Annotated in this window: 27 protein-coding genes; 12 read left to right on the forward strand and 15 right to left on the reverse strand. The window is 72.7% G+C overall.

Translation table 11 applies throughout. The features are described from left to right. Positions 1-113: 113 nt before the first annotated feature. Positions 114-1,190 carry a LacI family DNA-binding transcriptional regulator gene (locus tag SAM23877_RS05260; RefSeq protein ID WP_162492087.1) on the forward strand — a complete coding sequence of 359 codons (1,077 nt, stop codon included), beginning with the start codon at positions 114-116 and terminating at the stop codon, positions 1,188-1,190. 95 nt (positions 1,191-1,285) lie between these two features. Continuing rightward, positions 1,286-2,083 (forward strand): hypothetical protein, encoded by a 798-nt coding sequence (locus SAM23877_RS05265; RefSeq protein ID WP_053142186.1) that lies wholly within the window; start codon positions 1,286-1,288, stop codon positions 2,081-2,083. Here SAM23877_RS05265 and SAM23877_RS05270 read toward each other — a convergent pair. The 5 genes from SAM23877_RS05270 to SAM23877_RS05290 form a co-directional block, all read right to left on the reverse strand. Next, on the reverse strand, positions 2,064-3,362 hold the full coding sequence (locus tag SAM23877_RS05270; RefSeq protein WP_053127361.1) for a DUF6986 family protein: 1,299 nt from the start codon (positions 3,360-3,362) through the stop codon (positions 2,064-2,066). The genes SAM23877_RS05265 and SAM23877_RS05270 overlap by 20 nt on opposite strands. A gap of 155 nt (positions 3,363-3,517) precedes the next feature. After that, complete coding sequence (locus SAM23877_RS05275) at positions 3,518-4,480, reverse strand: electron transfer flavoprotein subunit alpha/FixB family protein (protein WP_053127363.1); 963 nt, start codon at positions 4,478-4,480, stop codon at positions 3,518-3,520. A 58-nt stretch (positions 4,481-4,538) separates the two neighbouring features. Then, a complete protein-coding gene (locus SAM23877_RS05280; protein ID WP_053127365.1) occupies positions 4,539-5,327 on the reverse strand; it encodes an electron transfer flavoprotein subunit beta/FixA family protein in 789 nt (262 codons plus the stop codon). A 219-nt stretch (positions 5,328-5,546) separates the two neighbouring features. Further along, positions 5,547-6,056 (reverse strand): flavin reductase family protein, encoded by a 510-nt coding sequence (locus tag SAM23877_RS05285; protein ID WP_053127367.1) that lies wholly within the window; start codon positions 6,054-6,056, stop codon positions 5,547-5,549. Between the two features lie 146 nt (positions 6,057-6,202). Next, positions 6,203-6,550, reverse strand: a complete 348-nt coding sequence (locus SAM23877_RS05290; RefSeq protein ID WP_053127369.1) for a TlpA family protein disulfide reductase — start codon at positions 6,548-6,550, stop codon at positions 6,203-6,205. A 293-nt stretch (positions 6,551-6,843) separates the two neighbouring features. On the opposite strand from SAM23877_RS05290, the gene SAM23877_RS05295 reads away from it, so the two are divergent. Beyond that, a complete protein-coding gene (locus tag SAM23877_RS05295) occupies positions 6,844-7,572 on the forward strand; it encodes a lysophospholipid acyltransferase family protein (RefSeq protein ID WP_053127371.1) in 729 nt (242 codons plus the stop codon). Between the two features lie 21 nt (positions 7,573-7,593). On the opposite strand, the gene SAM23877_RS05300 is transcribed toward SAM23877_RS05295, so the two are convergent. The 4 genes from SAM23877_RS05300 to SAM23877_RS05315 all read right to left on the reverse strand — a co-directional run bounded on the left by SAM23877_RS05300 (position 7,594) and on the right by SAM23877_RS05315 (position 11,517). Then, a complete protein-coding gene (locus tag SAM23877_RS05300; protein ID WP_053127373.1) occupies positions 7,594-8,172 on the reverse strand; it encodes a transglutaminase domain-containing protein in 579 nt (192 codons plus the stop codon). Positions 8,173-8,255: 83 nt separating this feature from the next. Beyond that, the gene (locus tag SAM23877_RS05305) at positions 8,256-9,326 is read right to left on the reverse strand and encodes a threonine aldolase family protein (RefSeq protein ID WP_053127375.1); all 1,071 of its coding nucleotides are present in this window, start codon (positions 9,324-9,326) and stop codon (positions 8,256-8,258) included. Next, a complete protein-coding gene (locus SAM23877_RS05310) occupies positions 9,323-10,069 on the reverse strand; it encodes an SDR family NAD(P)-dependent oxidoreductase (RefSeq protein ID WP_053127377.1) in 747 nt (248 codons plus the stop codon). The genes SAM23877_RS05305 and SAM23877_RS05310 overlap by 4 nt, the downstream gene beginning before the upstream one ends. A gap of 50 nt (positions 10,070-10,119) precedes the next feature. Next, complete coding sequence (locus SAM23877_RS05315) at positions 10,120-11,517, reverse strand: DUF6421 family protein (protein ID WP_053127379.1); 1,398 nt, start codon at positions 11,515-11,517, stop codon at positions 10,120-10,122. A gap of 226 nt (positions 11,518-11,743) precedes the next feature. On the opposite strand from SAM23877_RS05315, the gene SAM23877_RS05320 reads away from it, so the two are divergent. After that, positions 11,744-12,427, forward strand: coding sequence for a glycerophosphodiester phosphodiesterase (locus SAM23877_RS05320; protein ID WP_053127381.1), 684 nt, complete (start codon positions 11,744-11,746; stop codon positions 12,425-12,427). A 12-nt stretch (positions 12,428-12,439) separates the two neighbouring features. Here SAM23877_RS05320 and SAM23877_RS05325 read toward each other — a convergent pair whose 3' ends face one another. Then, positions 12,440-12,988 (reverse strand): GNAT family N-acetyltransferase, encoded by a 549-nt coding sequence (locus SAM23877_RS05325; RefSeq protein ID WP_053127383.1) that lies wholly within the window; start codon positions 12,986-12,988, stop codon positions 12,440-12,442. Positions 12,989-13,069: 81 nt separating this feature from the next. Here SAM23877_RS05325 and SAM23877_RS05330 point away from each other — a divergent pair, with 81 nt between their 5' ends. Both SAM23877_RS05330 and SAM23877_RS05335 read left to right on the forward strand, forming a co-directional pair. Next, positions 13,070-13,462, forward strand: coding sequence for a VOC family protein (locus SAM23877_RS05330; protein ID WP_053127386.1), 393 nt, complete (start codon positions 13,070-13,072; stop codon positions 13,460-13,462). A 103-nt stretch (positions 13,463-13,565) separates the two neighbouring features. After that, the gene (locus SAM23877_RS05335) at positions 13,566-14,330 is read left to right on the forward strand and encodes a VOC family protein (protein WP_053127388.1); all 765 of its coding nucleotides are present in this window, start codon (positions 13,566-13,568) and stop codon (positions 14,328-14,330) included. Positions 14,331-14,552: 222 nt separating this feature from the next. Here the strand turns inward: SAM23877_RS05335 and SAM23877_RS05340 are convergent, their stop codons facing one another. Together SAM23877_RS05340 and SAM23877_RS05345 are read right to left on the reverse strand one after the other, a co-directional pair. Beyond that, positions 14,553-15,110 (reverse strand): MarR family winged helix-turn-helix transcriptional regulator, encoded by a 558-nt coding sequence (locus tag SAM23877_RS05340; RefSeq protein WP_053127390.1) that lies wholly within the window; start codon positions 15,108-15,110, stop codon positions 14,553-14,555. Beyond that, positions 15,107-16,795, reverse strand: coding sequence for an FUSC family protein (locus tag SAM23877_RS05345; RefSeq protein WP_053127393.1), 1,689 nt, complete (start codon positions 16,793-16,795; stop codon positions 15,107-15,109). The genes SAM23877_RS05340 and SAM23877_RS05345 overlap by 4 nt, the downstream gene beginning before the upstream one ends. Positions 16,796-16,981: 186 nt before the next feature. Between SAM23877_RS05345 and SAM23877_RS05350 the strand changes: the two genes are divergently transcribed. The 4 genes from SAM23877_RS05350 to SAM23877_RS05365 all read left to right on the forward strand — a co-directional run bounded on the left by SAM23877_RS05350 (position 16,982) and on the right by SAM23877_RS05365 (position 20,548). Next, the gene (locus SAM23877_RS05350) at positions 16,982-17,590 is read left to right on the forward strand and encodes a DUF5134 domain-containing protein (RefSeq protein WP_053127395.1); all 609 of its coding nucleotides are present in this window, start codon (positions 16,982-16,984) and stop codon (positions 17,588-17,590) included. A gap of 119 nt (positions 17,591-17,709) precedes the next feature. Beyond that, the gene (locus SAM23877_RS05355) at positions 17,710-18,645 is read left to right on the forward strand and encodes a M56 family metallopeptidase (RefSeq protein WP_053127396.1); all 936 of its coding nucleotides are present in this window, start codon (positions 17,710-17,712) and stop codon (positions 18,643-18,645) included. Positions 18,646-18,708: 63 nt separating this feature from the next. Then, a complete protein-coding gene (locus tag SAM23877_RS05360) occupies positions 18,709-19,380 on the forward strand; it encodes a phosphatase PAP2 family protein (RefSeq protein WP_053127398.1) in 672 nt (223 codons plus the stop codon). Positions 19,381-19,864: 484 nt separating this feature from the next. Continuing rightward, positions 19,865-20,548 carry a TetR/AcrR family transcriptional regulator gene (locus tag SAM23877_RS05365; RefSeq protein WP_053127401.1) on the forward strand — a complete coding sequence of 228 codons (684 nt, stop codon included), beginning with the start codon at positions 19,865-19,867 and terminating at the stop codon, positions 20,546-20,548. Here the strand turns inward: SAM23877_RS05365 and SAM23877_RS05370 are convergent. Further along, positions 20,536-22,038 carry an LVIVD repeat-containing protein gene (locus SAM23877_RS05370; RefSeq protein ID WP_053127402.1) on the reverse strand — a complete coding sequence of 501 codons (1,503 nt, stop codon included), beginning with the start codon at positions 22,036-22,038 and terminating at the stop codon, positions 20,536-20,538. The two genes, SAM23877_RS05365 and SAM23877_RS05370, sit on opposite strands and share 13 nt — an antisense overlap. 205 nt (positions 22,039-22,243) lie before the next feature. On the opposite strand from SAM23877_RS05370, the gene SAM23877_RS05375 reads away from it, so the two are divergent. Further along, complete coding sequence (locus tag SAM23877_RS05375; protein ID WP_053127404.1) at positions 22,244-22,900, forward strand: DUF305 domain-containing protein; 657 nt, start codon at positions 22,244-22,246, stop codon at positions 22,898-22,900. 16 nt (positions 22,901-22,916) lie between these two features. Here the strand turns inward: SAM23877_RS05375 and SAM23877_RS05380 are convergent, their stop codons facing one another. Then, a complete protein-coding gene (locus SAM23877_RS05380; protein WP_053127406.1) occupies positions 22,917-23,372 on the reverse strand; it encodes a DUF6214 family protein in 456 nt (151 codons plus the stop codon). 220 nt (positions 23,373-23,592) lie between these two features. Here SAM23877_RS05380 and SAM23877_RS05385 point away from each other — a divergent pair, with 220 nt between their 5' ends. After that, the gene (locus SAM23877_RS05385) at positions 23,593-24,939 is read left to right on the forward strand and encodes an FAD-dependent oxidoreductase (RefSeq protein ID WP_053127408.1); all 1,347 of its coding nucleotides are present in this window, start codon (positions 23,593-23,595) and stop codon (positions 24,937-24,939) included. Between the two features lie 22 nt (positions 24,940-24,961). Here SAM23877_RS05385 and SAM23877_RS05390 read toward each other — a convergent pair whose 3' ends face one another. Then, entirely contained in the window at positions 24,962-25,324 is a 363-nt protein-coding gene (locus SAM23877_RS05390; RefSeq protein ID WP_053127410.1) for an ArsR/SmtB family transcription factor, read from the reverse strand. Between the last annotated feature and the right edge of the window lie 94 nt (positions 25,325-25,418).

Raw genomic sequence — 25,418 nt, forward strand, 5'->3', positions numbered from 1 at the left:
CGCATCTGACAACGTTGTCCAGGCTCTATGCTCGACGCCACATCCTCATACAAACGCACGGCCGACACATCCCCTCGGACGACACCGTGGACGACAGGAGCCGACGCATTCCCGTGGACGACAGGACAGGACACCGCATCGTGCCCCACACGCCCCGCCGCGCAGACCGCCTCCCCGGGAACCGTTACGGCAATCGCCCGACCATGAAGGACGTCGCCGCCCGGGCGGGGGTCGGTCTCAAGACCGTCTCCCGGGTGGTCAACGGGGAGCCGGGAGTCACCCCGGAGACCGAGCGCCGCGTCCAAGAGGCCATCGACGCGCTCGGCTTCCGCCGCAACGACAGCGCGCGGGTGCTGCGCAAGGGCCGTACGGCCAGCATCGGTCTGGTCCTGGAGGATCTGGCCGACCCCTTCTACGGGCCGCTCAGCCGCGCCGTGGAGGAGGTGGCCCGGGCCCACGGAGCCCTGTTGATCAACGGGTCCAGCGCGGAGGACCCGGACCGCGAGCAGGAACTGGTGCTGGCGCTGTGCGCCCGGCGCGTGGACGGACTGGTGGTGATCCCCGCCGGGGACGACCACCGGTACCTGGAGCCCGAACTCAAGGCGGGCGTCGCCACGGTGTTCGTCGACCGTCCGGCAGGGCGGATCGACGCGGACGTGGTGGTCTCCGACAACTTCGGCGGCGCCCGGGACGGCGTCACCCACCTCATCGCGCACGGGCACCGCAGGATCGGTTTCATCGGTGACATGCCCCGCATCCACACCGCCGCCGAGCGGCTGCGCGGTTACCGGGCCGCCATGGAGGACGCGGGCATACCGGTGAAGGACTCCTGGATGTCCCTGGGCGTCACGGACCCCGAGCGGGTGCGCAGGGCGGCCGAGGAGATGCTGGCCGATCCGCACCCGGTCACCGCGATCTTCACCGGCAACAACCGGGTGACGGTCACCGTGATCCGCGTCCTCGCCGAGCACGCCCGCGCCGTCGCCCTCGTCGGCTTCGACGACATCGAGCTGGCCGACCTCCTCCAGCCGGGCGTCACCGTGGTGGCCCAGGACGCGGCGGCCCTCGGCCGGACCGCCGCCGAGCGGCTCTTCCAGCAGCTGGACGGCACCCTGCTCACGCCCGACCGCATCGAACTGCCGACCAGGCTGGTCACCCGGGGTTCGGGCGAGCTGCCGCCGGCGGACTGAGCGGCCCCGTGACGGACGACCCCACGGACGGGCGGACGGCGGGCACGCGTCCGCGGGACCCGGCGCGTACCGCACCGGACGGCACGGACCGGACGCTGCGGAGCCTCGGGCTGGACGGAGTGCCGCGTGAGGAGCCGCTGCTGTACCCCGGCGCGTGGCCGCGGGAGTCGGGGCTGCTCGACGGGGACCGGCTGCTGCCCCTGGACCGGCTGACGTACGAGGACCGCGTCCCGGTGCTGGCCATCGGCTCCAACGCCTCACCGGGCCAGCTCCGGCACAAGATGGCGGAGTTCGGGGTCGACGCCCCGCTCCCCATGGTCCGCTCCCGGGTCACCGGCGTCGACATCGGCGTCTCCGCCCATGTGAGCCGCATGGGCTACCTGTCCGCCTCACCGGTGAGCGCCCCCGGCACCGTACGGGAGCTCTTCGTCCTCTGGCTCGACGCCGAGCAGCTCGCGGTGATCGACGCGAGCGAGGGCGTGCCGATGGCCGGGGGCAACTTCGACCGGGCCTGGCTCCCCGCACCCGACGTACGTGTGGAGCCCGCGGAGGGCACGGTGCTGCGCGGTGCCTACGCCTACGTCAACCGTCATGGTGTCCTGCGCGGCGGCGACGGAGCACCGCGCAGGCACCCGGGCGACCAACGGGTGCTGATCGGGGAGCTGCTGCGGGGGTCGGCCCGTCTGCGGAGGCTGTTCGGGACGACGCCCGAGGATTTCTGTGCGCGGGCCCGGGCCGACCGGCGGCTGTGCGAGCGGGGGTCCCGGCTGTTCGCCGAGGAGGACCGGGTGACCGCGTCCGGCCTGGAGCGTCACGTGCGCTCCGGCGACCGGACCGGCGGTGCCGCGCCGCTCCCCCGCACCCAGCCGCCGCCTACTGCGCCGATGCCGTGAGGTCGCCGCGCCGCGGCGAGGAGAAGCCCTCCAGGTCGGCGCGGGTGAGACCGGTCAGCCGGGCCACCTCGCCGATGTCGAGGGCGCCGCAGTCCAGGCCGCGCAGCAGGTAGCCGCTGAGGGCCTTGGCGGTGGCGGGCTCGTCCATGACGTCGCCGCCGGTGCGGTTGGCGTAGCGGGCGAGGCGGGCGGCCGCCTGCTCGAAGCCCTCGCGGTAGAAGGCGAAGACGGCCGCGTACCGGGTGGGGATGTGGCCGGGGTGCATGTCCCAGCCCTGGTAGTAGGCGCGGGCGAGGGCGCGGCGGGTCAGGCCGAAGTGCAGGCGCCAGGCGTCGTGCACCTTCTCGGTGGGTCCGACCGGCAGGACGTTGGTGGAGCCGTCCGAGACGCGTACGCCGGTGCCGGCGGCGGCGACCTGCATGATCGCCTTGGCGTGGTCGGCGGCCGGGTGGTCGCTGGCCTGGTGGGCGGCGGAGACGCCGAGGCAGGCGCTGTAGTCGAAGGTGCCGTAGTGGAGGCCGGTGGCGCGGCCCTCGGCGGCCTGGATCATGCGGGCGACGGCGGCGGTGCCGTCGGCGGCCAGGATGGACTGGCTGGTCTCGATCTGGATCTCGAAGCCGATCCGGCCGGGCTCCAGGCCGCGCGCCTTCTCGAACGCCTCCAGGAGCCGCACCATGGCGGTGACCTGCTCGGGGTACGTCACCTTGGGCAGCGTGAGCACCAGCCCGTCGGGCAGGCCGCCGGCCTCCATCAGACCGCTGAGGAAGACGTCGAGGGTGCGGATGCCCCGGGCGCGCACCGGAGCCTCCATGCACTTCATGCGGATGCCCATGTACGGGGCCGCCGTGCCCTGGTCGTACGCCTCGGCGATCAGCCGCGCCGCGCGGGCCGCGGCCTCGTCCTCCTCGGCGTCGGAGCGGTTGCCGTAACCGTCCTCGAAGTCGACGCGGAGGTCCTCGATCGGTTCGCGCTCCAGCTTGGCGCGCACGCGGCTGTACACCGGCTCGGCGAGGCCGTCGGCGAGGCCGAGGACGGCGGCGAAGGAGGCGGCGTCCGGCGCGTGCTCGTCGAGGGCCGCGAGCGCCTGGTCGCCCCAGGTGCGGATCGTGTCGGCGGCGAAGACGTCGCCCGGGACGTAGACGGTGTGGACGGGCTGACGGGTGCCCGGGTCCCCGGGGTAGCAGCGCTCCAGTTCCGCGTCGACCGGTGCGAGGGAGGCACTGATCTCCTCGCTGACGGCGCCCGCGAGGCTCGTTGCCACCTTCTCCTGCTGACCCATCCCACACCCTCCTGTTTTCCGCTGAACGGAATCAATAATCCGTAGAGCGAAGTTATCTGCCGGTCACGCGCCGGTCAACACCCATCCTGCGCAGACACCGAGGCCCCCGCGACCAGGACGGTCGCGGGGGCCTCGGCCGGTGTCCGGAGGGTCGATCAGCCCTTGCGGGTCTTCACTTCCTCGGTCAGCTGCGGGACGACGTCGAAGAGGTCGCCGACGACGCCGTAGTCGACGAGCTCGAAGATCGGGGCCTCGGCGTCCTTGTTGATCGCCACGATCGTCTTCGAGGTCTGCATGCCCGCGCGGTGCTGGATCGCGCCGGAGATGCCGGAGGCGATGTACAGCTGCGGGGAGACCGACTTGCCGGTCTGGCCGACCTGGTTGGTGTGCGGGTACCAGCCCGCGTCCACCGCGGCGCGCGAGGCGCCCACGGCCGCGCCGAGGGAGTCGGCGAGGGCCTCGATGATCGCGAAGTTCTCCGCGCCGTTCACGCCGCGGCCGCCGGAGACGACGATGGCGGCCTCGGTCAGCTCCGGGCGACCGGTCGACTCGCGCGGGGTGCGCGCGGTGACCTTGGTGCCGGTCGCGGCGGCGGAGAAGGACACCGACAGCGCCTCGACCGCGCCGGCGGCCGGGGCGGCCTCGACGGCCGCGCTGTTCGGCTTGACCGTGATGACCGGGGTGCCCTTGGAGACGCGGGACTTGGTGGTGAAGGCGGCGGCGAACACCGACTGGGTGGCCACCGGACCCTCGTCACCGGCCTCCAGGTCGACGGCGTCGGTGATGATGCCGGAGCCCAGGCGCAGGGCCAGGCGGGCGGCGATCTCCTTGCCCTCGGCGGAGGAGGGGACCAGCACGGCGGCCGGGGACACCTGCTCGACGGCGGCCTGGAGGGCGTCCACCTTCGGGACGACCAGGTAGTCGGCGTACTCGGCGGCGTCACTGGTGAGGACCTTCACCGCGCCGTGCTCGGCGAGGGCGGCGGCGGTGTCGCCGGCGCCGTTGCCCAGGGCCACGGCGACGGGCTCGCCGACGCGGCGGGCGAGGGTCAGCAGCTCCAGGGTGGGCTTGCGGACGGCACCGTCCACGTGGTCGACGTAGACGAGAACTTCAGCCATGGGACTTCTTCTCTCCTGCTTGCGAGATGTGAGGGGCGGTCAGCGGAACCAGCGGGGCTCAGATGAACTTCTGGCCCGCGAGGAACTCGGCGAGCTGCTTGCCGCCCTCGCCCTCGTCCTTGACGATCGTGCCCGCGGTGCGCGCCGGGCGCTCGGCCGCCGACTCCACGACCGTGTACGCGTTCTCCAGACCGACCTCGTCCTCGTCGATGTCGAGGTCGGAGAGGTCCCAGGACTGAACCGGCTTCTTCTTCGCCGCCATGATGCCCTTGAACGACGGGTAACGCGCCTCGCCCGACTGGTCGGTGACCGAGACGACGGCCGGCAGGGAGGCCTCCAGCTGCTCCGTGGCGGCGTCGCCGTCGCGGCGGCCCTTCACGGTGCCGCCCTCGACCGAGACCTCGGACAGCAGCGTCACCTGCGGCACGCCCAGGCGCTCCGCGAGCAGGGCCGGGACGACGCCCATGGTGCCGTCGGTGGAGGCCATGCCGGAGATGACCAGGTCGTACCCGGCCTTCTCGACGGCCTTGGCCAGCACCAGGGAGGTGCCGATGGCGTCGGTGCCGTGCAGGTCGTCGTCCTCGACGTGGATCGCCTTGTCCGCGCCCATGGACAGCGCCTTGCGCAGCGCGTCCTTCGCGTCCTCCGGGCCCACCGTCAGGACGGTGATCTCCACGTCGTCGTCGGAGTTCTCCGAGATCTGCAGTGCCTGCTCGACCGCGTACTCGTCCAGTTCGGAGAGCAGACCGTCGACGTCGTCGCGGTCGACGGTCAGGTCATCGGCGAAGTGCCGGTCGCCGGTGGCGTCGGGCACGTACTTCACAGTGACAACGATCCTCAAGCTCACGCCGGCTCTCCTACTGCGTCGACATTTCAGTGCTGCCTCTTGCAGGCAGCATAGGCGCCCCAAGCGGCCGATCCCGGTCGGGGCGACCCGCGCTCCGCCCGGAATATTACTCGTCAGTACATCCAGTTCTTTCCCGCTAAGCAAGCGCTTTGAACTGTGACCTTCGCAACGCAGCGTAACCGGAACCCGACGGCTCCGCAGAAGCGCCCCGGAGTGCGGTCACTCACGCAGTCCGTTGTATCGCCCCTGGTGGTAGAGGAGCGGGCTGCCGCTTCCGGCGGGATCGCCGAGCAGGACCTCCGCGAGCACGACGCGGTGGTCGCCCGCGGGTACGCGGCCGACGACGCGGCACACGAGCCAGGCGAGCACGCCGTCCAGCACGGGCACCCCCTCGGGCCCCTCGCCCCAGGCGGTGGGCGCCGCGAAGCGGTCGGCGCCGCTGCGGGCGAACGTGGCCGCCAGTTCCCGCTGGTGCTCGCCGAGCAGGTGGACGCCGACGTACTCCGCCTCGGACACCGCGGGCCAGCTCGAGGAGCCGGTACCGATGCCGAAGGAGAGCAGCGGCGGCTCGGCGGAGACCGAGGCGAGGGAGGTCGCCGTGAACCCGACGGGGCCGGCGTCACCGCGCGCGGTGATCACCGCGACCCCCGCCGCGTGCCGCCGGAAGGCGGACCGGAGCAGGTCGGCGCCGGCGAGCAGCGGCGCGGCCAGGTCGGGTGTGACCGTCATTCGGGGTGTCCTTCCGCGTTGCGCCTCGGTCCGGGGCGAGGGGATCGAAGACCTGGGGGCAGGCTGTCGACGGTTGGCACACACAGTCAAATACGTCCCGGAAGATGGAAGCAGTGGAGAACGCCTCACCGGCGGGGTGTCGGTCGTCACACCGCCTCACCCAGCGCGGCGATCACGTCCGCCTTGCGCGGCTGCCCCACCGCGCGCCGTACGACACGTCCGTCGGCGTCGAGGACGAGCACGGTCGGGGTCTTGAGCACGCCGAGGGCACGGACCAGCTCCAGGCGGGCCTCGGCGTCGATCTCGACGTGTCTGACGCCGGGGACCATGCCGGCCACCTCTCCGAGAATCCGCCGGGTGGCCCTGCAGGGTGCGCAGAAGGCGCTGGAGAACTGAACGAGCGTCGCGCGGGCGCCCAGTTCCCCGTCCAGGTCGGTCGCGTCCAGGCGGGGGCCGGATGGATCGAGCCGCCTGCCGTCGCCCTGCCCGCCCACCCGCGCACCCCGTTCCGCCGCCTCGCGGCACTCATGGGCACGCCACGCACGCGTGCCACCAGTCCAGTCGTCCACAGGTGCAGCGCTCGGGAGACGGGTGAGATTCCCGGACCACCGGCGTGTTTCGGCCATCGAAGGGTCGTGACGTGATGAGGATCTCGCCGCGGGCGGGCACCAAGGCTGGTACACCGGCCGTTCTTGGGGCACGATCTGCGACAAGCCGTAAACCTACGGCTGCGTAACTTTGACTGGGAGCCCCTTCCCAGGCTGACAAGGAAGGGTTCGACCCGCCCATGGCAGAACTCGTCTACCGCCCGGTGGTCGGTCTCGCCCGCACCCTGTTCAAGGTGTGGGACCTCAAGATCGACTGCCAGGGTTCGGAGAACATCCCGCGCTCGGGCGGCGCCGTGCTGGTGAGCAACCACATCAGCTACCTGGACTTCATCTTCGACGGCCTGGCCGCGCTGCCCCAGAAGCGGCTGGTGCGCTTCATGGCGAAGGAGTCGGTCTTCCGGCACCGGGTCTCCGGCCCGCTGATGCGCGGCATGAAGCACATCCCCGTGGACCGCAAGCAGGGCGAGGCCGCCTACGCGCACGCCCTGGACTCGCTGCGGTCCGGCGAGATCGTGGGGGTGTTCCCGGAGGCGACGATCTCCGAGTCGTTCACCCTCAAGAGCTTCAAGTCGGGCGCCGCGCGCCTGGCACAGGAGGCCGGCGTCCCGCTGGTCCCGATGGCGGTGTGGGGCACGCAGCGCCTGTGGACCAAGGGCCACCCGCGCAACTTCAAGCGCAGCCACACCCCGATCACGATCCGGGTCGGCGAGCCGATGGAGGCCCCCCGCGAGCAGTACGCGGGTGCCATCACCCGTCGGCTGCGCGAGCGGGTCCAGGAGCTGCTGGAGGCGGCGCAGCGCGCCTACCCGGTGCGCCCCAAGGGGGCGGACGACACGTGGTGGATGCCGGCCCACCTCGGCGGCACCGCCCCCACCCCGGAGCAGGTGCGGACGGCCGAGGCGCACTGAGCCCGCCCCGGGCCGCCTCGGCTACGACGGCAGCCCGGGCGGCAGCGTCGCCCACAGGTGGGAGCGGTCGGTGGCCGCCCGCAGGACGTCCAGCACCACCGGGTGCGGCGCGGCGTACAGATGCGGGTAGTCCGCCTCACCGGCCGCGGTGTCCGGCGTGAAGGCCAGCCGCTCCCGCCCGAGCGAGAACCGGGCGTCCACGCCGGGCTTGTTGCCTCGCGGGTCCTGGCGGTGCCAGGCGCCGTCGAGCCGTACGGCGACCAGCCCGTGCACCACGTCGAACCGCTGGTAGCACAGGGCGGTCGGGATGTCCTCGGCCCGCAGCAGCGCGGCCAGCGCGTGGGCCTTGGCATAGCAGATGCCGGTGCGCTGCTCCAGGACGTCGGAGGCCCGCCAGGTGACGCGCGGATCACCGGAGTCCTGTGAGTGCGGGATGGTGTCGCGCACGAACTCGAAGGCCAGCCTTGCATAGGCATACGAGTCCTCGGCCTCCTTGGCCAGCTGCCCGGCCACCTCCCGCACCTGCGGATGGTGGTGGTCGATGGCTTCGTCGGCGGCCAGATACGCGGACAGGTCAGGGGACTTCTGGATCAGCTCCATGCCCGCAGAGCATAGGAACGCGACCACCCTTCAGTCAATGACTTTCCAGGTGGACGCATACCTATGCATCGTCTGGGTTCGCGCTAGCGCGCCATCTCCTCCTTGAGGGCGGCGACGAAGGCGTCCACGTCGTCCTCGGTGGTGTCGAAGGCGCACATCCAGCGGACATCGCCCGAGGCCTCGTCCCAGAAGTAGAAGCGGAACCGCTTCTGCAGGCGCTCGCTCACCTCGTGCGGCAGGCGGGCGAAGACCGCGTTGGCCTGCACCGGGTAGAGGATCTCCACGCCGTGCACGGCCCGTACGCCCTCGGCCAGGCGCTGGGCCATCTCGTTGCCGTGCCGGGCGTTGCGCAGCCACAGGTCCTTGGCGAGCAGGGCCTCCAGCTGTACCGACACGAAGCGCATCTTGGAGGCGAGCTGCATCGACAGCTTGCGCAGATGCTTCATGTGGCGCACGGCGTCCTGGTTCAGGACCACGACCGCCTCGCCGAACATCGCGCCGTTCTTGGTGCCGCCGAGCGAGAGGAGGTCGACGCCGACCGCGTTGGTGAACGTGCGCATGGGCACGTCCAGGGAGGCGGCGGCGTTGGCTATCCGGGAGCCGTCCAGGTGCACCCTCATGCCGTGGGCGTGGGCGTGCTCGCAGATGGCACGGATCTCGTCCGGCGTGTAGAGGGTGCCCAGCTCGGTGCTCTGGGTGATCGAGACGACCTGCGGCATCGCCCGGTGCTCGTCGTCCCAGCCGTAGGCCTGCCGGTCGATCAGGTCGGGCGTGAGCTTGCCGTCGGGGGTGGGGACGGTGAGCAGCTTCAGGCCGCCCATGCGCTCGGGGGCGCCGCCCTCGTCGACGTTGATGTGCGCGCTCTCGGCGCAGATCACCGCGCCCCAGCGGTCGGTGACCGCCTGGAGCGCGACGACGTTGGCGCCGGTGCCGTTGAAGACCGGGAACGCCTCGGCGCCGGAGCCGAAGTGGCTGCGGATGACCCGCTGGAGGTTCTCGGTGTACTCGTCCTCGCCGTAGGCGACCTGGTGACCGCCGTTGGCCAGGGCCAGCGCGGCGAGCACCTCGGGGTGCACGCCGGCGTAGTTGTCACTGGCGAAACCGCGGACCTCGGGGTCGTGATGGCGACGCGCGTCGGTCTTCGGAGGATTCACGGCTTCTCGGTCAGCCACAGACGGTTTCCGTTCACTTCCGCGGCGGGCTTCTCCCAGACTCCGGCGACGGCCTCGGCGAGGTCGCGCACGTCCGTGAAGCCCGCGAACTTCGCGTTGGGGCGCTCGGCGCGCATCGCGTCGTGCACCAACGCCTTGACCACCAGGATCGCAGCCGCCGACGTCGGTCCCTGCTCGCCCCCCGCCTTGCGGAAGTAGTCCGCCATGGCCAGCGTCCACGCCTCGGCGGCGGCCTTGGCGGCCGAGTAGGCGGCGTTGCCCGCGGTGGGGTTGCTCGCGCCCGCGGCGCTGATCAGGACGTAGCGTCCGCGGTCGCTGCGCTGGAGCGCCTCGTGGAAGGCGAGGGAGGTGTGCTGAACGGTGCGGATCAGCAGCTTCTCCAGCAGGTCCCAGTCCCCGAGGTCGGTCTTGGTGAAGGTCTGGCTGCCGCGCCAGCCGCCGACGAGGTGGACGAGGCCGTCGACCCGCCCGAAGTCCTTCTCGATGCCGTCGGCCCATCCGCGGACGGAGTCCAGGTCGAGCAGGTCGACGGTCTCGCCGGTGACGGTGGCGCCGCCGTGCGCGTAACGCGCCGCGTCGACCGCCTCCGCCAGTCGCTGCGGGTCGTTGTCCGAGCCGACGACCGTCGCGCCCGCCTCGGCCAGCCGCAGCAGCGCGGCCCGCCCAGCGGGCCCGCCCGCTCCCGCCACCGCGATCACCGCGCCGTCGAGCGCCCCGTTCCCCATGGTCCTCGCCTCCCGAGCCTGTGCCTGTGCCTGCCTGTCGGTGCTGTCGCTCACGCGGCGACCCGCTCGGCGCCGTCCCTGGTGATGCCCCGGGTCGAGGCGATCACGCCCTTGAGCTTCTTGGACAGGGCCTCGTAGAACATGCTCAGCGGAAACTCGTCCGGAAGCACGTCGTCGACGAGCTTGCGCGGCGGCAGCGTCAGGTCCAGGGCGTCGGGGCCCTTGGCCCACTTCGAGCCCGGGTGGGGGGCGAGGTAGGTGGAGACCAGCTCGTAGCCGGCGAACCAGTGGACCAGCTTGGGCCGGTCGATGCCGTCGCGGTAGAGCGTCTCGATCTCGGCGCACAGCTGGTTGGTGACCTGGGGGGCGCGCTGCCAGTCGATGAAGAGCTTGTTGTCGGTCCAGCGGACGACGTCGTGCTGGTGCAGATAGGCGAAGAGGAGCTGGCCGCCCAGACCGTCGTAGTTGCGCACGCGCTCGCCGGTGACCGGGAAGCGGAACATCCGGTCGAAGAGGACCGCGTACTGCACGTCACGGGCCTGCGGGACGCCGTCGGCCTCCAGCTTCACGGCTTCCCTGAAGGCGGTGAGGTCGCAGCGCAGCTCCTCCAGGCCGTACATCCAGAACGGCTGGCGCTGCTTGATCATGAACGGGTCGAAGGGCAGGTCGCCGTGGCTGTGGGTGCGGTCGTGGACCATGTCCCACAGGACGAAGGCCTCCTCGCAGCGCTTCTGGTCGTCCACCATCGCGGCGATGTCCTCGGGCAGCTCCAGGCCGAGTATGCCGACGGCGGCCTCGGTGACGCGACGGAAGCGGGCGGCCTCGCGGTCGCAGAAGATGCCGCCCCAGGAGAAGCGCTCGGGGGCCTCGCGCACGGCGATGGTCTCCGGGAAGAGGACGGCCGAGTTGGTGTCGTACCCCGAGGTGAAGTCCTCGAAGGTGATGCCGCAGAACAGCGGGTTGTCGTAGCGGGTGCGCTCCAGTTCGGCCAGCCAGTCGGGCCAGACCATGCGCAGCACGACCGCTTCGAGGTTGCGGTCCGGGTTGCCGTTCTGCGTGTACATGGGGAAGACCACCAGGTGCTGGAGGCCGTCCGCGCGGCTCGCGGCGGGCTGGAAGGCCAGCAGCGAGTCGAGGAAGTCGGGCACCTGGAATCCGCCCTCGGCCCATCGGCCGAGGTCCTTCACGAGGGCCTCGTGGTAGGCGCGGTCGTGCGGGAGCAACGGGGACAGCTCCCGGACGGCCTCGGCGACACGGCGTACGGCGTCCTCGGCGGCGGCCCGGTCCGGGGCGCCCTCGGCGTCGAAGGCGATCGACCCGTCCTTGGACTGCCATGGCCGGATCTGCTCCACGGCATCCTTGAGCACGGGCCACGCCGGGTGCTCGACCACCCTGCTCACCGGAGGAACCTTCTCCTCCGCACCCACCTGCACAAGAATTTCCGTCATGTCCCATCCTCCACGGGAGAAGCTAGCGTCAGGACACCGTATGCATACGAGGTTTCTTCCAGCAAGGGGAGCCTCCGTAAATTATCCTGCCCGACCCGGCCCTTGACCGCATTATTTCCTGTGGGGCACGTGAGTCGTATACCAGGCGCGGCAGAGGGGAAACGGTCCCGCAGGGCCGTTAGGCTGCGCCCTGCCATCGCCGCCGTCGACGGAAGCGAGTCGAGCCTTGAACTTCCTCACCATCGGTCACCGCGGAGCGATGGGTGTCGAACCCGAGAACACCCTGCGTTCCTTCGTCGCCGCCGAGCAGGCCGGCCTCGACGTCGTCGAACTGGACCTGCACCTGAGCAAGGACGGCGCGCTCGTGGTCATGCACGACGCGGACGTGGACCGCACCACGGACGGCACGGGCGCGATCGCCGACAAGACCCTGGAGGAGCTGCGGGCGCTCGACGCGGGCCGCGGGGAGCGGGTCCCGGTCTTCGAGGAGGTGCTGGACGCCGTCTCGGTGCCGTTGCAGGCCGAGATCAAGGACGCGGCGGCGGCGCGGACGCTCGCCGAGGTGATGCACCGGCGGGACCTCGTGGACCGGGTGGAGGTGATCTCGTTCCACGACGAGGCCATCGTCGAGATCGCCCGGCTGGTGCCGGGGGTGCGGACCGCCCTGGTCGCGCAGTACTACGGCCCCGAGGTCGTGGACCGTGCCGTGGAGGCCGGTGCCGGGACCCTGTGTCTGGACATCAACCGCATCACGCTGGAGATCGTGGAGCGGGCCCGCAAGGCCGGCCTCCGCGTCTTCTGCTGGACGGTGAACACGCAGGACCAGTTGCGGCTGGTGCGCGCCCTCGGTCTCGACGGCGCGACGACCGACTACCCGGAGATCAAGCGCACCGGCCGCTTCACGGCATGAGCCCCGCGCACCTCACGCGGGTCGGGCCAGCGGCTTGACCAGGAGCTCGAACCGCAGATCGTCCCGCTGCGGTATGCCGAAGCGCTCGTCGCCGTACGGGAACGGGGTCGTCTCTCCCGTACGGCGGTAGCCGCGGCGCTCGTACCAGGCGATGAGGTCCTCGCGCACGGAGATCACGGTCATGTGCATCTCCGTCACGCCCCAGTCCTCGCGGGCCCGGCGCTCCGCCTCCGCGATGATCGTCCTGCCGAGTCCCCCGCCCTGGAGGGCCGGGCTGACGGCGAACATGCCGAAGTAGGCGTGCGCACCGCGGTGCTCCAGCTGGCAGCAGGCCACGAGCACGCCGTCGCGCTCGACGGTCAGCAGGCGGCTGTCCGGCGACTTGACGACCTCGAGCACACCCTGCGCGTCCGTGCGCTGTCCCTGGAGGATGTCCGCCTCCGTGGTCCACCCGGCCCGGCTGGACTCGCCCCGGTACGCGGACTCCACGAGGGCGACGATCGCGTCCACGTCCGCGTCCGTCGCGTCGCGGTAGGTCAGTGGGCTGGCGGCGGTGTCCATAGGGGGCTTCTCCGGTTCGTTCTCGGGCGCGGCGCGGCGCGGACATCGACGAGACTAACGCCGCCACTAGGCTCGGGACGCATGGTGCACGTACTCAGCAGCCGCATCCTGCTCCGCCCCACCGATCCCGAGCGCTCCCGCGCCTTCTACGGCGAACAGCTCGGCCTCGCCGTCCACCGCGAGTTCGGTACGGGTCCCGAGCGGGGCACGGTCTACTTCCTGGGCGGCGGTTTCCTGGAGCTCTCCGGCCGCGCCGACGCCCCGCTCTCGCCCTCGCTCAGGCTGTGGCTCCAGGTGGAGGACGCGGCGGCGGCCCACGACGAGCTGCGCGCCCAGGGCGTCGGGATCGTCCGGCCGCCGGTCCAGGAGCCGTGGGGGCTGGTCGAGATGTGGATCGAGGACCCGGACGGGACCCGGATCGTCCTGGTCGAGGTGCCCGCGGACCACCCGCTGCGCTACCGGCCCGGCATCTGAGCCGTCGGGACGGTACGCGCCGGATGGCCCGGGGCCGGGCCCGGTCGTAGCGTGCTGGAGGGGGACGGACGGTCTGCGGCCGAGCGGAAGGACGCCCCACGCGATGAAGCTCCACGAACCGGTGACCGGCGGGCCCTGCTGGGTCGAGCTGGGGACCAGCGACCTGGAAGCGGCCGAGCGGTTCTACGGCGAACTGTTCGGCTGGCGCCCCGAGACGGATGCGCGCCGGCAGGCGGACGGCTACACGGTCGCCCGCCTCGACGACGCGGCGGTCGCCGCCCTGGCGCCGCTGCACCGGCGGGGGCAGCCGGTCGCGTGGAACGTCGCGTTCGCGGTGGGCGACGCGGACGCCGCCGTGCGGCAGGTGACGGCGGCCGGCGGGACGGTCGCGCAGAGCCCCACCGAGGTCCTCGACGCGGGTCGGTCCGTGGTGGCCGTCGATCCCACCGGGGCGTTGTTCCAGCTGTGGCAGGGGCGGTCCTTCCCGGGCGCGGGGCTGTTCAACGCGCCCGGCTCGCTGGGCTGGGTGGAGCTGCTGACCCGGGAGCCCGACCGGGCCGCCGACTTCTACACCACGGTGTTCGGCTGGAGCGTGACCGCCTCCGACCGCTACCCGCAGTGGGGGATCGACGGCGCGGACTTCGGCGGGATGGTGACGATGGACGACAAGTTCCCGCACGAGGTGCCGGCGCACTGGCTGCCGTACTTCGCGGTGGCGGACGTGGATGCGGCCGCGGCCGGCGCGACGGGCGCCGGCGGCACCGTGCTCATGCTGCCCACCTCCGTGCCCGACGGCCCGCGCATCGCGGTGCTGCGCGATCCGCAGGGCGCGATGTTCGGCGTCTACCGGGCGGGCCACGAGCGCTGACGGTCCGTGGACGGGCCCCGGAGCGAGCTCACCGGTACGGCACCGGTTCGGCGAGACCGACGGCCACGCGGCGGGCGCCGGGCCGGCGGAACCGGTGACCCGTCCCGCGCCCTGTACGAAAACGTCGGTGGCCCAGGCTGTCCCGTGCGGTGACGGCCCCCCGGTGCGGTGTCGGCCCGGGTCGAGGGCGCGCGTGGTCCTCGTCCGGCGGGCCGGGTCGTCTCAGCGCCGCAGTGCGTCCAGGCGGCCCTCGAGTCGTCCCAGCAGTCCGCCGAGAAGCACCGCGAGCTCGTGCTGCTCGACCCCGTCGATGCCGGAGAGCACCGCGGACTCGTAGGCGAGCTGCTCGGGCAGGATGCCGTCGACGAGGTCGCGTCCGGCGTCGGTGAGGCGGACGTGGGCCACCCTGCGGTCGCGGGTGTCGCCGCGCCGCTCCACGAGACCGCGTTCGGTGAGCTGCTTGAGGCGCTTGGTGACGGCTGCGCCCGAGGAGAAGGTCTCCCGGGCCACGTCACCGGGGGTCAGCTCGTGTCCGGTGCGGCGCAGCGCCCCGAGCAGGTCGAACTCGGCGCGACTGAGGCCGGCCCGGCGAAGCGGGGCGTCCTCGGCCTGTTGGAGGAGGGCCGCGCAGCGGTTGATGCGGCCGATGATCTCCATCGGTCCGGTGTCGAGGTCGGGGTGGACGGCCCGCCACTGCCGCACGACCGCGGCGACGGTGTCCCCGCCCGGCCCGCCCCTCGCGTCGCCCCCGGCCGCCGAGCCCCCGTCGGTTGCGGTCATGGCCGTACGTCCTCCGTTCTCGTGCCCGTCTCCCGGTCCGCACGCGCTGCCTGGCGTCGGACCGTTGCCGCGAGCGTACGGTGTCCGGACTGCTCGGCGAGCACGACCCTCTCCTGGGGCAGGGCGCGCCCCCACCATTCGCCGGCCGCCGCGTCGACGGTGGTCCGCAGGTCGGTCAGCGCGGCGGCCAGGCCCCGGCGGGCGGCCTCCAGGGCGCCGGGCGCGGGGTCGGGCTCCGCCAGGAGGCGGGCGGCGCGTTCGCGGGCGCGGTCGGCCGCGGTCACCGCCAGTGCGACACGGCTCCCGGCGCGCCGGTTGGTGACGACGACGGCGGCCAGGAAGCCGACGAGGGCGCCGACGAGGGTGTCCACCACGCGCTCCGTGATCAGTTCGCCGGGCGCCTGGTACCCGGTGAACTCGGTGATGAGCAGCGCCATCGGGGTGACGCAGACGCTGCCGAGCCAGTAGTTGCGGGTGATGAGCGCTTCGGCACCGAAGTTGAGGGCGAGGCAGAACAGGACCAGGAGCGCCTGCCCGAGGTGGGCCAGCGGGGCGATGGCGGCGAACACCAGCACGCCCGCGACGTTGCCGACCACGCGCTGGACCGCACGGCTCCACGTCAGGGTCATGTTGGCCTGGTAGAGCGCGGCGGCGGTGACCAGGGCCCAGTAGGGGCGGCCGATACCGAGCGCGAGGGAGGCGTAGCCGGCCAGGGCGCAGCCCAGGGCGGTGCGCAGGGCGATCGGGGTCAGCGGGCCGAGCCGCTGCCACAGGGGCGTGGGGCGGGCGGCGAGTTCGGCCTCCACGCCGAGGAGTTCGTCCAAGGCCCCCGGGGCGTCGCCGGTGCGGGGGACGCGGCCGGTGCCGCGCAGGGCGCGGGCCCAGGTCCGCAGCGGCTCCGGGTCGGTGTCGGCGGGCGCGGCGAGGGCGACCTCGGCGCGGACCACGAGGTGTTCCAGAGCGCGCCGGGTGGCGGCGCCCCTGCCGGTCGCGGGGAGGGAGAGCAGCGTCTGCCAGGCGGCCTGCACCGCGGCGTAACCGGCGGCGCGGGCGGGATCGTGGCCGTCGCCGCTGCCGCGGGTGTCGGCGTACGCGGCGGCGGCGCGCAGCGCCTGGGCGGTGGCCCGGCGTTCCGGACCGTGCGGACGGACGAGCGCGGGAGCCATGCAGACGATCCAGGCCCAGGCGCCCGCGGCGGCGCCCAGGGCCAGATGGCCGGGGACCTGGCCGAGGGTCTGCGGGACGAAGAGCGCGGCGGAGCTGATGAAGGTCAGCACCACGTTGCCCGGCGGACCGAGGCGGGTGGCGTCGCACAGGGCCTTCTGCACGGCGGCCAGCAGGGCGCCGACGGTGACCAGTACGACCGCGTCGTGCGTGAGCGAGGCGGTGACCAGGGCGACGGCCACGCCGCCGAGCATGCCGAGCACCACCCGGGCCAGGGTGCGGGCCCGGGCCGCGTAGGGGCGGTTGTGCGCGTAGAGGGCGCACAGGGACCCGGCCATGGTGTACATCGCGAGGTCGAGCCGGCCGAGCGCCAGCAGGATCAGATTGGGCGGGGCGACGGCGGCGACCGAACTCAGCGCGGGCTTGAACCAGATCTCGGAGGGGCGGCGCAGGCGCAGCACGCCTGCCAGGGACAGACGTCGGCCGAGTGAGGTGCCGGAGGTGGGGGTCGCACTGCTCATGACGGAAAGTTTAACAGGTGTTTTACCTGTAAATGACTGCTGGGCGCGTGACGCGGACCTCGGCCACCTGCGGCGATCCGGCACGCTCCCCCGAATACTCCCCGTGTACTTCCTTGCGCTCGCGTGTGCGCCGCACGGCCCGGGCAGTCCTTGACCGACCGGCGAGCGTCGAACGGGGAGGCACGTGTGCACGGACCGGCGTCGTCCGGATGGCTGCTGGTCGCGCTGTGCGCGGCGACCGGCGCCTACTGCCTGCTGCGCATGCGCAGCAGCGTCGAGGAGCAGCGCCGCGCGGCGGGCGGCGAGGCCCTCATGGGATTCGGGATGGCCGCCATGGCCGTCCCGGCGGCGGTGTTCACTCCGCCGCAGTGGGCCTGGCCCGTCTACGCCGTGGTGTTCGGGGCGGCCGGGCTGCGCGCCCTGTGGACGGCCCGGGCGGGGCGGCACCACCTGCACCATCTCGTCGGGGCCGCGGCCATGGTGCACATGGCGGTGGCGATGGCCGGTTCACCCGCCCACGCCCACGGGCACGGCTCTTCCGGTGTGCCCGCGCTGACCGGGCTGCTGCTGCTCTACTTCACCGGGTACGTACTGCTGACCGGCGTGCGCCTGATACCGGTCGCCGCCGTGGCCGGGGGTGTTCCGGCCGCGGGTGTTCCGGCCGCGGGTGTTCCGGCCGGGGGCGTTCCGGCCGGGGGCGTTCCGGCGGCCGGGTGGGGCGACCGGCCGGAGCTGGCGCGGGCCTGCCGGCTCTCGATGGGAATCGCGATGCTCGCCATGCTGCTGACCATGTGACCTCCGGTGGCCGCGCGCGGCACGCCAGGCCCCACTCCCGCCCGGCGAACGGCCGTTGCCTGCGTCACTTTGCGCCGCGGGCCGTACACCCGGCCCTCCGGCGCTCATAGGCTGCCCCCATGATTCTCCCCGCGGCACTGTTGCTGCTCGGCGCCCTGGCCGCCGTCCTCGCCCCCAGGCTGCTCGCGCGGGCCGACTGGCCGGACCGCGAACCGGTGGTCGCCCTGTGGGCGTGGCAGTGCGTCGTGGCGGCCGTGCTCCTGTGCTGCGCGCTGTCGATGACGCTCAGTGCGGCGGCGGCCTGGCACGCGGTGGGCGGGCACGTCTTCGCCACGGCGCCGGGGCCGGTGGTCGAGGCCTACGCGCTCGGCACGTCCGGCCCGTGGGCGGACACCACCGCCGTCACGCTGGCCTGCGGCGGGCTGTGGAGCGTCGCGATGCTGGCCCGGGAGATCGTGCGGGCCAGGGCCCGGCGCCGCCGCCGCCGGGCCGAACTGCTGCTGCGCGCTCCGCTGTTGCCCGGCGAGGCGCCCCGCTCGGACCCGCTGGTCGTCCTGGAGGGCGAGCGGCCCGACGCCTGGTGGCTGCCCGGCACTCCCCCGCAGCTGGTCGTCACCACCGCCGCGTTGCGCCGCCTCAAGGGCCGCCAGCTGGACGCGGTCCTCGCCCACGAGAAGGGGCACGCGCAGGCACGGCACGACTGGCTCCTGCACTGCTCGGCCGCGCTCGCGGACGGATTCCCGCAGGTTCCGGTGTTCGCGGCGTTCCGCGACGAGATGCACCGCCTGGTCGAACTCGCCGCCGACGACGTGGCCTCCCGGCGCTTCGGCCGGCTGACCACCGCCCTCGCCCTGGTCGAACTCAACGAGGACCGCGGCGTGTTCGGCCCCTGCCCGACCGCGCGGGCCGACGTCCCGCAGCGGGTGAACCGGCTGCTCACCCCGCCCAACCGGCTGACGGCGGCCCGGCGGCTGCGGCTGACCGCGGCGGCCGCGCTGGTGCCGGTCGTTCCGGTGCTGGTGGCATTCGTCCCGGGACTGCGGGCACTGGGATAGTCCCGCACCGTTCACCGTTCCGGGAATTGGCCCCGGAACCCTGGAGTCCGCGAGTATCGCAGCATGCAGACGCCGCCCGTCGAATCCCCGCCCGGCCCCCCGCGGACCCGCACCGTCCGCCACGTGACGTGGGTACTCACCCTGTGCTCCGCGCTGTTGCTCACCCTGGTCGCGGTCGAGTGGCACCCGTTGATCGCCATGGACGACGACATCGCCGGTACCACGCACCGCTGGGCGGTCGACGAACCGGGCGTCACACAGGCCATGCGGGTCCTCACCGACTGGGTGTGGGACACGTGGACGATGAGGCTGCTGTGCGCGGTGGTCGTGCTGTGGCTGTGGCTGCGGCGCGACGACCGGTGGACGGCCGTGTGGCTGGGGATGACGTGTCTGCTGGGCAGCCTGCTGCAGCAGGCCCTGAAGGCGGCGGTGGACCGCCCGCGCCCGGTCTGGCCCGACCCCGTCGACTCCGCGCACTACGCGGCCTTCCCCTCCGGCCACGCCATGACCGCCACCTTCGTGTGCGGCCTGCTGGCCTGGCTGGTCCATCAGCACGGCGCCCCCCGGGGCGCACGCCTGGCCGCCCTGGCCGTGGCGGCGGTCTCGGTGATCGGTGTCGGCGTGACCCGGGTGTGGCTGGGTGTCCACTGGGCCACGGATGTCATCGGCGGCTGGCTCCTGGGCGCCCTGGTCGTGGCCCTCGCGGTACTCATCCACCGGCGCCGGCACCCATGACCCTGCCGGCGCACGGCTCCCTCGGCCGTTGCCCGCGGCCCCGCCCCGGCCGCGGCGGCCGTCGGGCCCAGGGGCCCGCGCGCGAGCCGCACGGAGGAAGGCCTGCGGGGGACCGCACGCCGGACCGCACGGGGAGGCCCACGACGTGAACCGTCCCCCGCCGAGCGGCCGACCGGGCCTCGACGGCGTGGGGCCGCGGGGCGCGGATAGAGGGCGCGGGGCCGGGACGCGCATAGAGGGCGCGGGACCGGGGCGCGGATAGAGGGCGCGGATACGGGGCCGGAGCAGCTTCACGGCCGGGCATCCCCGACGGAATCGGCCCCTCCCCCGGGCACGTAGCCCGAGGCAACCAGCCGGGCGGAGCGTCCGCCTCGGACGATCCCCCGTGTCGCCCGAGGCAGACGTAGCCGGGCCGGGCCCACCGGGGCCCGTCCGCCTGCGCTGAGTATAGTTGGCTGGCAGCCAGTCAACGCAGGAGTACAGCATGTCCCCGCGCAGCGCCTCGGTCAATGAAGAGTTGCGGCGGCGTTCCCAGGAGCGGCTCCTGCAGGCCGCGGTGGAGCTGGTGGGCCAGCACGGGTACGACGCGACCACGCTGGGCGCCATCGCCGACCGGGCCGGTTCGGCGCGCGGTCTGGTCTCGTACTACTTCCCCGGCAAGCGCCAGCTGGTGCAGTCCGCCGTGCACCGGCTGATGCACCGCACACTGGAGGAGGCGCTGGAGCGCGAGCCGCGCACGGCCGAGGGACCGGAGCGGATGGCCCGGGCCATCGACGCGATCCTGGGCCTCGCCCGGGACCGGCCGGTGCTCATGCGCCAGCACATGGCGGGCCTGCTCCAGGCCGAGGTGGGCTTCGTGCCGTGCCCGGAGCAGCGGCGGCTGGCGGAGCTGCTGCGGGACACGGTGGCCCGGCACGGCTCCCGGGACGTCGACCGCGACTACCCGAGGCTGCGCGCGCTGCTGATGGGCGCCGTCTTCGCCGCTCTGGTGCCGGGGGCGCCGATGCCCGTGCCGGTGCTGCGCGCCGAGTTGTTCGGGCGCTACCGGCTGGCCTGGGAACTGGGCGTCCCGCCGGACGCCGAGGCGCCCGACGGGACGGTGTGCGACACGGACCTGTCACGCTTCTTCGCGACCGGCGGGTCCGGACAGACCGCTCAGTCGAAGTAGTCCGGCTGCGTCTGCGTGTTGAGCTCGCTCAGGTGCACCCGCTTGGCCGGGTCGGTGCGCCGGTCACTGAGCTTGAGGACGTCGAAGCCCTTGGCGATGTCGTTCGAGTAGATGTAGCCGTTGTAGTAGTACGCCGACCAGGAGCCACCCGTGGTCACGCCGTCCGTGGTGAGCGGACCGCGCTCGAAGAAGGCGATCTCCTTCGGGCGCTCGGAGTCGGTGAAGTCCCAGACCGAGACGCCGCCCTGGTACCAGGCCTGGACCATGATGTCGCGGCCCTTGACCGGGATCAGCGAGCCGTTGTGGGCGACGCAGTTCTCGGTGTCCGCCTGGTGACGGGGGATCTTGAAGTAGCTGCGGAAGACCAGTTCGCGGTGGTCGCCCCTGCCGACGATGTCGTAGATGCCGTCGGCGCCGCGGTTCGGGCCGATCTCCGCGTTGCAGGTGGCGGCGCCGCCGCCGCCCAGCTCGTCGGTGAAGACGACCTTGTTCGCCTTCTGGTTGAAGGTCGCCGAGTGCCAGAACGCGAAGTTGACGTTGTCCTGCACCCGGTCGATGACCTTCGGACGCTCGGGGTCCTTGATGGAGAACAGGATGCCGTCGCCCATGCACGCGCCCGCCGCCAGGTCCTCGGAGGGCAGGACGGTGATGTCGTGGCAGCCGGTGGTCTTGGAGACACCCGGGTTGGTGGGCCCGCCCGGGTTGCCGCCGCCGTCGGGGCCCTCACCGGGGAACAGCACCGGGAAGTCCACCACGGCCGCCCGCTCGGGGGCGTTGCGCGGCACCTTGATGACGGAGATGCCGTCGTGCGGCGGCCGGCAGTCGGGGTAGGCGGCGCTCGGGGAGTACGAGGAGACGTAGACGTAGACGTTCCTGCGCTCGGGCACCAGGGTGTGGGTGTGCGAACCGCAGGCGGTCTCGACGGCGGCGACGTACTTCGGGTTCCGTTTGTCGCTGATGTCGAAGACCTTCATGCCCTCCCAGGAGGACTTCTCGGTCGCGGGCTGGGTGGTGCTGTTGCAACTGCTGTCGCTGCGAGAGGAGTCGGTCGACAGGAACAGCAGGTCGCCGGAGACGGAGATGTCGTTCTGCGAGCCGGGACACAGCACCTGGGCGACGGTCCGCGGCTTCTTCGGGTTCTTGATGTCGAAGATGCGGAAGCCGTCGTAGTTGCCGGCGAAGGCGTACCGGCCCTGGAAGGCCAGGTCCGAGTTGGTGCCGGGCAGCGCGTCCTTGGGGATGTTGGTCAGGTGCTCGATGTTGTCCGAGTGGACGACCTCGTCCTGACCGGGTATCGCGCCGCTCTCGATCGCCTCGCGCACCTCGGCGCGCGCACTCTTGGACACCTCCTTGGAGGCGGCCGGCCCGTCACCCGGGTCGGGGGTCGCCATCGCCGGGCCGGCCGTCAGCAGCGCGGACAGGAGACCGGCGGCGGCCGCCGCGACTCCCAGACGTCTGCGCCGCGTTCGCGGGTCATTGAACAGGGTCACTGTTTCCTCCCTACGTCCGTTCCCTTCGGAACGGTTCACGCACCCCGCAGTATCGTCTTCACCATGCACATATCAACAGGGGGCAACAAACTCGCAATGAAGTTTTTTGATCAGTGACGCACGGAAGCGTGCTAAGACGGTCATCGCACTCACGAGGTGTCCCGCACCCCTCCCCCAACGGGGGTTCCAGCCACAGGAGGTCGTTGTGCCCTTCCGTCCCGCGTCGACCCGCGCGTCGCTCGTCACGGCCACGCTGACCGCACTGGCCGTGCTCGGGCTCGGGGCCTGCGACTCCGGTTCGGACACCGGGTCCGCGGCCTCGGCCGGGCCCTCGGTGATCGCCCCCGGCAAGCCGGGCGAGGGCAACCGGACGCTCTCCGCGCAGGACGCCGAACGGCAGCGCGCCGACGACGACTCCCCCAACTCGGCGGACGTCTCCTACGCCCGCATGATGATCCAGCACCATGCCCAGGCCCTGGAGATGACCGAACTGGTGCCGGCGCACGCCGGATCCGGGCAGGTCAGGAAGCTCGCCGAACGGATCTCCGCCGCGCAGCGACCGGAGATCACGGCGATGCAGGGCTGGCTGAAGACCCACGGCGAGAAGGAGACGGGCGGCGGGCACGACCACGCCGCGATGCCGGGGATGGCGACCGAGGCCCAGTTGGAGAAGCTGCGCGCGGCGAAGGGGAAGGCATTCGACCGGCTCTTCCTCGAGCTGATGATCACTCACCACGAGGGAGCGATCAGCATGGCCACGGAGGTGAAGGCGCAGGGCAACAACGTCCAGGTCGAGGAGATGGCCGACGACGTGGTCGCCCAGCAGACGAGCGAGATCTCGCGGATGCGCGGGATGCTCTGACGCTCCCGGCGGCGCCTCAGCGACGGGCGCGGCGCGGGGCCAGGAAGCCCTCGTCGCGCGCCTGCCCGATCAGTCTGAGCGACCTCCGCCGACTGTGCCCCGTCGCGCACATCACCGCGAGCACGGGATCGGCGCCCTCCGCACGGGCGGCCCGGTACTCCTGTGCGACCAGTCGGCGCCCCTCCCTGCCCCGCGGCCACGCGGGACGGGCCCGCCGGGAGGCGGCCCGGGCGGCACCGGCGGAGGCCGGCAGGCACGCCTCGAAGAGCGGGCTCTCCAGCCACTCGGCGAGCGCGGCCAGGTCGTCGAGGGACAGGGGCGGTTCGGCCCGCACGTCCTCGACCATCACGCCCTGACCGGACAGCACGGCGAGCGCCTCCACCCGGGCGCCGTCGGTGAACGTCAGCCGGACGTCGAACCAGGACGTCGCTTCGCCGTCCTCGCGCACCACCCAGGTCTGCCGCACGGACATCGCCCCGTCGTCCGGACAGCGGTCGGAAAGCTGAAGAGAACGATCAACGAAGGATGCTTCGAGCACATACGCAACGTAACCGCATGATCACATTCAATACGAACAGAACACGCACGGAACACGTGCCGTTCACCGGGCGCAGCACCCTGTCAGCGGAGCGGCGGCGGTGGGATGCTGGAAGCCCCAGCGACCTCCGTCCGTCCGGGGCAAGGAGTCCGCCGTGCTGCGTGTCGCCGTCGTCGGCTCGGGACCCAGCGGGTGCTACACCGCCCAGAGCCTCGTGCAGCTCGACCACGAGGTGCACGTCGACGTGCTGGACCGCCTGCCCTGCCCGTACGGGCTGGTGCGGTACGGCGTGGCGCCCGACCACGAGAAGATCAAGTCTCTGCAGGGCGCCCTGTGCACGGTCCTGGAGCACGAGCGGGTGCGGTTCCTCGGCGGGGTCACGGTCGGCCCGGGCGGCGTCGCGGCCGCTCGGCTGCGGGAGCTCTACCACGCGGTCGTGTACTGCGTGGGCGCCGCCGCCGACCGGCGGCTGGGCATTCCCGGCGAGGATCTGCCGGGCAGCTGGTCGGCGACCGAGTTCGTGTCCTGGTACAGCGCGCACCCGGACGCCGTGGACGGCGGCTTTCTGCGCGGGGCCCGGGCCGCGGTGGTGATCGGGATGGGGAACGTCGCCCTCGACGTGGCGCGCATGCTGGTCCGCGGCGTGGCCGAGCTGAGCGGCACCGACATGCCGCAGGCAGCGCTCGAGACGCTCGCCGCCGGGCGGGTGGCCGATGTGCACCTGGTGGGCCGCCGGGGCCCCTCGCAGGCCCGTTTCACCACCAAGGAGGTGCGTGAGCTGGGCGCGCTGCCGGACACGGCCGTCCTCGTCGACCCGGCGGAGGCGGCGCTGGATCCGGCCTTCCGGGACCCTTCGGGACTGCCCGGTCCGCTCCGCCGCAACGTCGACGTGCTGCGCGCCTGGGCCGGGCGCCCCCCGCACGACGCGCCCCGCCGGATCCACCCGCGCTTCTTCCTGCGCCCGGTGGAGCTGACGGCGGACGGCGCGGGCCACGTGTCCGCCGTGCGTTTCGAGCGCACGGCGCCGGACGGCCACGGCGGCGTGACGGGTACCGGACGGTACGAGGAGATCGAGGCCCAGCTGGTCCTGCGGTCGGTGGGCTACCGCGGGGTGGCGCTCGAAGGGCTGCCGTTCGACGCGGCGAGCGGCACGGTGCCGCACCGGGCGGGACGCGTCCTGCGGGCGGGCGCCGCGACCCCGGGCGAGTACGTGGCCGGCTGGATCAAGCGGGGCCCCACCGGCGTCATCGGGAGCAACCGCCCCTGCGCCAAGGAGACGGTCACGTCCCTGCTGGCGGACGCCACCGCGCTCGCGGAGCGGGACGTACCCGCCGACCCCCTCGAAGGGCTGCGCGCCGAGGGCGTCGACCCGGTCGAGTGGGCCGGATGGCGGGCCATCGAGCGGGCCGAGGCGGAACTCGGAGCCTCCCTGGGGCGGCACGTGGCGAAGCTGTCCGACTGGGATGCGCTGCGGGCGGCGGCGCGCCGGGCCGCGACCTGAGTACGCCCGCCCCCGCCCGCCGTCAGCCGGCGCCCAGCCGGGCGGCTTGACGGGCGGCGGCGGCGAGGAGGGCGTCGAGCAGTCCCGGGAACAGCGCGTCCAGGTCGTCCCCGCGCAGGCCGTTCATCTTGGCCGTCCCCCGGTACACCTGCCGGATCACCCCGCTCTCCCGCAGCACCCGGAAGTGATGCGTGGTGGTGGACTTGGTCACCGGCAGGTCGAAGTACGAGCAGGAGAACAGCTCCGTGCTGTCGGCGGCGAGGGCGCGCACGATCCGCATCCGCACCGGGTCGGAGAGCGCGTGCAGCACGTCCTCCAGCCTGATCTCGTCCCGCGCCGGGTGCGGCAGGTCGCGGGTGCCGGCGGCGGTGGCGGCGGGGGTCACGGCGGCTCCAGTCGTCCGGGAGGACCCGCCGTCCGGGTGGGGCCTCCGTCGAGATCCCCCATTGTACGAGGGACACCGTAGTTTGACACTCGCC

This window comes from Streptomyces ambofaciens ATCC 23877 (assembly GCF_001267885.1).
GTDB lineage: Bacteria > Actinomycetota > Actinomycetes > Streptomycetales > Streptomycetaceae > Streptomyces > Streptomyces ambofaciens.